This window comes from Nitrospira sp. (genome assembly GCA_035968315.1).
Taxonomy (GTDB): Bacteria; Nitrospirota; Nitrospiria; order Nitrospirales; family Nitrospiraceae; genus Nitrospira_D.
Genome location: JAVYIN010000001.1, coordinates 44,849 through 51,738, shown reverse-complemented (window position 1 = coordinate 51,738; position 6,890 = coordinate 44,849). Strand labels below are relative to the sequence as shown.

Annotated in this window: 6 protein-coding genes; all 6 read left to right on the top strand. The window is 56.1% G+C overall.

The window, feature by feature from the left end; all coding sequences use genetic code 11:
• Positions 1-683: 683 nt before the first annotated feature.
• Genes RI101_00220 through RI101_00195 form a run of 6 tightly spaced genes read left to right on the top strand, consistent with a single transcriptional unit; the run spans position 684 to position 6,878 of the window.
• Positions 684-2,531, top strand: coding sequence for an NAD(P)/FAD-dependent oxidoreductase (locus RI101_00220; GenBank protein MEC4888458.1), 1,848 nt, complete (start codon positions 684-686; stop codon positions 2,529-2,531).
• Between the two features lie 25 nt (positions 2,532-2,556).
• Entirely contained in the window at positions 2,557-2,895 is a 339-nt protein-coding gene (locus RI101_00215; GenBank protein ID MEC4888457.1) for a hypothetical protein, read from the top strand.
• Between the two features lie 8 nt (positions 2,896-2,903).
• Positions 2,904-3,947 (top strand): Gfo/Idh/MocA family oxidoreductase, encoded by a 1,044-nt coding sequence (locus RI101_00210; protein MEC4888456.1) that lies wholly within the window; start codon positions 2,904-2,906, stop codon positions 3,945-3,947.
• A gap of 25 nt (positions 3,948-3,972) precedes the next feature.
• A complete protein-coding gene (locus tag RI101_00205; GenBank protein MEC4888455.1) occupies positions 3,973-4,905 on the top strand; it encodes a methyltransferase domain-containing protein in 933 nt (310 codons plus the stop codon).
• Between the two features lie 54 nt (positions 4,906-4,959).
• Positions 4,960-5,616, top strand: coding sequence for a hypothetical protein (locus tag RI101_00200; protein ID MEC4888454.1), 657 nt, complete (start codon positions 4,960-4,962; stop codon positions 5,614-5,616).
• 5 nt (positions 5,617-5,621) lie between these two features.
• Positions 5,622-6,878 carry a glycosyltransferase gene (locus RI101_00195; protein MEC4888453.1) on the top strand — a complete coding sequence of 419 codons (1,257 nt, stop codon included), beginning with the start codon at positions 5,622-5,624 and terminating at the stop codon, positions 6,876-6,878.
• Positions 6,879-6,890 lie beyond the last annotated feature (12 nt).

The window sequence follows — 6,890 nt, the reverse complement described above, 5'->3', positions numbered from 1 at the left end:
ATCGGGCCTATCTCGACATGGGGCTCCAAGAAGTGCTGAAGCCGTTGCGGGCGCAGCAGGGCGGGGTGCTGATCGATGTGAAGAGTGTCTTTGACCCGGCAACGGTGCCGGCGGGCATTAGGTATTGGCGGCTCTAGGGGAGTCCGAACCCAGTCTGAGGAGAAAGGCATGTGCGGTTGATGATTCAGTTGGGAGCGCGGTTAATGCTGAGATAGACCCTTCCGCTATGTTCGTCCTTTCTGAGGGTTATCCCATCGGTTTGCACCGGTACTATCGTCGGTGAATTGAGGACCCCAGTTCCCATACCGTAGTCCGGCTTGCAGGTGGGAATGCCAGCACCAGCAGTTTTTAAGATTAAGAATTTAGGGTTTATGAGGGCTCTCAAACGGCGGGCGGACGGCCATTGGCGGTGGGAGCATGATTCCTGTGCCTTCCTCTGCAAAGGAGAAGGGGGGGGGCGGATCAGGTAAGCTACTCAAGAGGTGAGAAGACTCAAGAGGCCATACTTTCGAGGAGTAGGTTGTTCTCAGAAGGGGGATATCGGAATCAGTATCCCGATGATATACATAAAAATAAGCCCCCGTTAGGCCCATGTCGGAGGTGCGTTTGGGCCAGGGAATAGCATGGTGCAACCAGGAAGGCAGGAGTGGCGGTGTGGATTCTCGACTGTATGAGAGCACAATATGAGCAAGACTGATGAAAATGTGGTCATTATCGGTGGCGGGCCGGCTGGTCTGACAGCTGCCTACCAGCTCTGCAAGGCTGGGCGAAAATCGGTTGTCTTGGAAAAGGACTCGATTCTGGGTGGCATCTCCCGGACGGTGAACCATCGTGGCTACCATTTCGACATCGGTGGCCACCGGTTCTTTACCAAGGTTGGGGCGGTAGACAAACTGTGGCGCGAAATTCTGCCCGACGAGGAGTTTCTTCATCGGCCGCGGCTCTCACGGATTTATTACAATAGAAAGTTTTTCTTCTATCCTCTGAAACCGCTGAATGCCTTCTTGGGCCTGGGGGTCTGGAACAGTATCTCGATCGGCTGCAGTTACGTGTGGGCGCAGATTTTCCCCCAGCTGCCGGAAGATAATTTTGAGCAGTGGGTGTCCAATCGGTTTGGCCAGCGCCTGTACCGCACATTTTTCAAGACGTATACCGAGAAAGTGTGGGGGATGCCGGCGCATACGATTGCCGCAGAATGGGCCGCGCAGCGTATTAAAGGGCTCTCCCTCCTGGTCGCGGTGAAAAACGCCTTGCTGAAGCAAAATGGCGCAGGCGAGTCTGTGGTCAAGACGCTGATCGACTCCTTTCATTACCCGAAACGCGGGCCAGGCATGATGTGGGAGGCGGTTGCGGATAAAGTAAAAAAAGAGGGGAGTGAGGTCTTGCTGGAAAGCGAGGCCCGGAAGATCTCGTGGCAGGGCAATCAGGTTGTGAGTGTCGATGTCGATGTGCGTGGCCGCCGAGAGGTGCTTCGTGGGGCACACTACATCAGCAGCATGCCGATCAGGGAATTGATCCAGCGTTTCGATCCGCCGGTTCCCGAGCCCATACGCGATGCGGCCGATCGGCTTCGGTATCGCGATTTTCTCACGGTGGCGCTGATTGTGAACCAAGAGCAGCTCTTTCCTGACAATTGGATCTATATTCATGATGAGCAGGTCAAAGTCGGCCGGATTCAGAATTTTAAAAACTGGAGCCCCGATATGGTTCCCGACCCCAGCAAAACCTGTCTGGGGCTTGAGTACTTCTGCTTCGAGGGCGACGGGTTGTGGTCCATGAGCGATAAGGATTTGATCGAGCTGGCCAAACGAGAAGTCGAACGCATCGGGATCGCGAAAGCGGCGGATGTCGAAGATGGGGCCGTCGTGAGAATGCCCAAGGCCTATCCGGTCTATGACGCGCATTATCGAGACGCCCTGACTACACTTAGAGGGTTTCTCGATCAGTTCGCCAACTTTCAGGTGGTCGGTCGCAACGGCATGCATCGGTACAACAATCAAGACCACTCGATGTTGACGGCGATGCTGGCAGTTGAAAATATCATGGGTGCGCGCCACGATCTGTGGCAGGTCAACGGCGAGCAGGAATACCATGAGGAAACGACAAGCCGGGTTGATGAGGGGAAGGCGCAATTGAAGGCCGTGGAGACTACGCAGCCCTTAGTGCCCCAGCCGGTGGCGGTTTCCGGCACCGAACGTCTCGTGCTTGCGTTTGCCAAAATGGACAAGTTGGCATTTGCCACCGCATTGGGGACGGTCTCGGGCTTGACCCTGACGCTGGCTACCTTGTGGCTGGTGATCAAAGGCGGAGAGCACGTTGGACAAACGCTTCAGCTGTTAGACCAGTTTTTCCCCGGCTATACCGTTACGGGGCTGGGAGCCCTGGTGGGATTTGGGTATGGGTTCGCGACCGGCTTTCTGTGGGGCTGGCTGTATGCCTACCTCCGAAACTTCTCGCTGGGCCTTGTCATTTATCGCGCCAGACGAGAAGCCGAGATGATGTCGTTCCAGAAGTTTTTGGATCACTACTGACCCTGTAGGGTAGAGGAGCCTTCGTATGTCGTCATTTACCCAATCGGAAGATGAAAAGCTGTTCAATGCGATACTTCGTATCAATAGCAAAATGTTCGGACTCGTGCTGGGCCTGTTGGCCGGATCGACCATCTTCATTGCCACCAACTGGCTTGTGCTCAAAGGCGGGCAGATATCCGAGGGAGGGCATGTCCTGATCGGGCCTCATCTGCAGTTGCTGAGCCAGTTTTTCCTCGGCTATTCCGTGTCCTTTGTCGGCAGTCTGATCGGATTTGCGTATGGGTTTGCCTGTGGCACCCTGGCAGGGGCCGCGATCGGCAGTATTTACAATAAACTCGTCCAATACAGAAACCCGAAAGGATGAGCACGCCCATGAAGTTCGGACTGATTGGGGCCGGCTGTATCGGGCAGCTTCGGGCCAAAGCGCTGGCGCAAGCCGAGGGGTGTGCGTTGTCGGCCATTACTGATGTCGATCCGGCGCGCGCGCGCGCCATGGCGCCATCATCGGACGTCAAGATTGCTCAAGATGTCAACGCGATGCTCGCGCTGGCTGATCTGGATGCCGTCATTGTTTCGACTCCCCCGCAGTTTCACGAGGATATCGTCATCAGCGCCCTCAAAGCCGGGAAACATGTCCTCTGCGAAAAACCGCTGGCCAACACGGTAGAGGCTTGCCGGCGCATGGTGGCCGCCTCGAGGGCGAGCGGGCGGGTACTTGCGACCGGATTTAACCATCGGTACTTTCCGCAAATCCAATACCTTAAACAGGCGATCGACTCGGGGCTCATCGGAGAGTTGGATCACGTCCGTGCTTTTGCCGGGCACACCGGCCTTTCAGAATTTCGGAACCCATGGGAATACGACAAGAACGTCATCGGCGGCGGCGCATTGATGGATGTGGGCATTCATATCATCGACCTCACTCGGTATGTGTTGGGTGAGGTTGAAGAGGTCTACGGATTCACGTCGAATCGGGTGTGGAACTTGGGTGCCTCGGAGGACAACGGGATTGCGCTGCTGCGAAATCCCCAGGGGAAATATGCCGTGTTGCAGGCGACCTGGACGGAGTGGAAGGGGTACCGGTTTTTTCTGGAGGCCTACGGGACCAAGGGCATGGTGCGTGCCTACTATGCGCCGATGATGAATCTTCTCATTACGCAGGACAAGCCGGGCGGACGCCGGAAACGGACAGTCCGCCTGTATCCGATGACCATGCTGCGGGAAAAGTTTACCGGCTGGCAGTCGTCGGTTATCCGTATGTTTACACAGGAGTTCACGGATTTTCTTCGTCTGACACGGGGGGAGCCGAGTGCGATCGCGGATGGCCTGGCCGGTTACAGAGCGGTGGAAATCGCGAACGCGGTGTATCGAAGCCATCGGGACCGCAGCGTGATCCGGCTGGCCGAAGATATTTAGGCTCACACGTGCAGAGAGATCTACGATGACCACCATCAATTCCGGCCATGCTGAGTTCAAAATCCAAGATGCGGCGAGTTACAACCAGGTTGCGCAGCAGTTTGACCGGCTGGTAAGCCGGCTGTCCGCTCCGATGGCGGCTCGCCTTGTCGCATCCGCTGAACTCGCGTCGGATCACTGCGTCCTGGACGTCGGTACTGGAACGGGAATTGTCGCATTTCGTGCGGCTGCGGTGATGGGTGCCTTTGGCAAGGTGGTCGGGATTGACTTGTCAGACGGTATGCTAGAGGTCGCGAGGCGAAGCGCGGCAGACCAAGGGGTTGCGGATCGCGTGGAGTTTCGGAAAATGGATGCGGAGTTGTTGGACTGCCCGGACGGTTCGTTCGATAGAGTGCTGTCCCTGTTTGCCCTGCGGCATTTCCCTCATCCCGATGCGGCGTTAAAGGAAATGCATCGGGTACTCCGTCCCGGGGGGCGGCTGGTTGTTGCGGTCGGGAGCAGCGCGCCATGGTTTTCCGGCGTGGGCTTGGTTCATCGGGTAAAGCTCGTGCCGCAGATTGTGCGCCGCTTTCAGGGGAAGCAACTCGTGGCCTGTGAGTTTCTCGATGGATTGGTCGAAGCCTATGTCCCTGCTTCCCAAAGGAACGAAGAAGCTGGCTGGACACATGAACATGGGCGTATGCAGCAATCAGTGCCGGCATTGATTCGAGCCGCCGGGTTCCACGACATTCGCTCGGAATGGCACGGACAGCAGACGGTCGTGGAAACGCCCGAAGAGTTTTGGGATCTGCAAACGACCTTCTCTTCATTGTCAAGAAAACGTCTTGCCGACGCCTCTCCGGAGATTCGGTCGCGTGTCCGGCAGGAATTTGACGCGACGTGCCGTGAGGTGCTGTCTCGCGGAGGGGAATTGGTCTACCCGACCGGGGCCTTGCTGGTGTCCGGTTGTCGTGCATGACATCGTTGCGCTGAACCTCGAAATCGTTGGCCGAATGGCAAGGGGACGGTCGTCATGAACAAGAGAGCGATGCAGCAGCTCGGTATTGCGGCCATCAGCGGCGTGCTGACGGCCGCGGTATTTTTTGCGGTGGACGCCAAAGACTCCACCTTTCGATTGAGCATGGCGACGGCCTATGTCGGATTGGCGCTGATCGGACTCTCGCTCATCATAGGCCCCCTGAATGTGCTGAGAGGGCGTCCCAACCCTGTGAATACGTCCTTGCGCCGAGACATCGGTATTTGGGGCGGCATCGTGGGGCTCGTGCATACGGTGGTGGGCTTGCAAGTTCATATGGCCGGGCGGTTCTGGATTTACTTCCTCTATCCGCGTGAAGAGAGTCACCTGATTCCCTTTCGATACGATCTGTTCGGGTTGGCCAACTACACTGGCCTGGGAGTTGCCCTCGTGCTGGGTCTCTTGCTGAGCTTGTCACGCGATGCAGCGGTGAAGCGTCTTGGGCCTCAGCGATGGAAATGGTGGCAACGATGGAATTATGCCGGATTTGCTCTAATCGTGCTGCACGGGGCGGTGTACCAGTTCCTCGAAAAGAGAATGGCGAGCTTTGTTCTTCTCTTTGCGATGGCAATTCTTCTTGTCGGGGCACTGCAGGCTATGGGCGTTCGGGTAACGAGGCATTCCCTGCAGACGTATGACCATAGTGAGAATTGATAACGATGCAAGACGCTGGCAGGCCAAAGATCCTCGTGCTGTCTCGGAATTATCCGAATGATGTCCTTGACGGTTTAGGGCTCTGGGTGAAGCGTCTTGTGCATCAGTGCGCAGCACAATGCGACTTTTCGGTAATATCGCCTGTGCCGTATGTGCCCCCACTGCCGGTTCCAGAGTACTACCATCGCTTTCGGAAGATTCCGAAGATGTCGGACTCGGATAGTAACATGTCGGTTTTTCATCCGCGTTTCTTGGTTGGCCCAGGCATGCTGTTTCAATGCACAGAGGCGGCCATGTATTACCTGGCCATCAAGTCGCAAGTTGCGAAGCTTCGTGAAGCTTTTCCTTTTGATCTTATTCATGCGCATTTTACTTATCCGGACGGAGTGGTTGCGGCGTTGTTAGGCCGGCGATACGGCGTTCCAGTGGTTATTACCGAGCATGCGTTGTGGCGCCCTCATCGTATGGAGAATTCTCGACTGGTCAGGCGTCAGGCTATCTGGGCGGTTCAGAATAGTACATTTCATATCGCCGTCAGCCGTTCCGTGAAGGCAAGCATCGAGTACTTCACAGGAACTTCTGAACATATCAAAACGATTCCGGTCGGCGTAGATGGAGCGATGTTCAGGCCGTCTTCGAATAGCAGGCCTAACCCGAACCAAATTCTTTATGTCGGGTTTCTGAATCACAATAAAGGCGTCGATGTTTTATTGCGAGCCATGAGCCACCTGTTAAAAGTGAATCCGCAGGCTCAATTGGTGTTGGTCGGAGGAAGCTTTTACAGGAACACGAACCGGCAAGAGCGGCAGTTACGTCAGCTGGCCAAGGAACTCGCTCTCGATGGGTGTGTAAAGTTCGTGGGCTACAAGACCTCTCACGAGGTTGCCAGGTATATGAGGGAAAGCGCGGTTCTTGTCCTGCCGAGCCGTGGTGAGAGTTTCGGCGCGGTGTTAGTGGAGGCGCTTGCGTGCGGCACTCCGGTCATTGCGACTCGATGCGGGGGGCCGGAGGATGTCGTGACCGATGACGTTGGCATGCTTGTGTCGCCAGAGGACGAGCATGAACTTTCTCGGGCGATGGAAACGATGCTGTGTCGCCGAGATCAATTCAAGCCTGAGCGGCTTCGAGCCTATGCGATGGAGCGATTTTCCTGGGAGCGAGTGGCGGCCCAAACGGTTGAACTGTATGGTGAAGCCTTAGGGAGTGCGACTCAACTTCAAGGCGCTGCCTTCAACGGGAGGCGGGCGTCAGTTAGTTGTTAGGATTTCTTTTGG

Bases quoted from the DNA above. Each gene is read 5' to 3' on its own strand.
- RI101_00200 (MEC4888454.1), top strand. From the start codon at position 4,960: ATGAACAAGAGAGCGATGCAGCAGCTCGGTATTGCGGCCATCAGCGGC.
- RI101_00205 (MEC4888455.1), top strand. From the start codon at position 3,973: ATGACCACCATCAATTCCGGCCATGCTGAGTTCAAAATCCAAGATGCG.
- RI101_00210 (MEC4888456.1), top strand. From the start codon at position 2,904: ATGAAGTTCGGACTGATTGGGGCCGGCTGTATCGGGCAGCTTCGGGCC.
- RI101_00195 (MEC4888453.1), top strand. From the start codon at position 5,622: ATGCAAGACGCTGGCAGGCCAAAGATCCTCGTGCTGTCTCGGAATTAT.
- RI101_00215 (MEC4888457.1), top strand. From the start codon at position 2,557: ATGTCGTCATTTACCCAATCGGAAGATGAAAAGCTGTTCAATGCGATA.
- RI101_00220 (MEC4888458.1), top strand. From the start codon at position 684: ATGAGCAAGACTGATGAAAATGTGGTCATTATCGGTGGCGGGCCGGCT.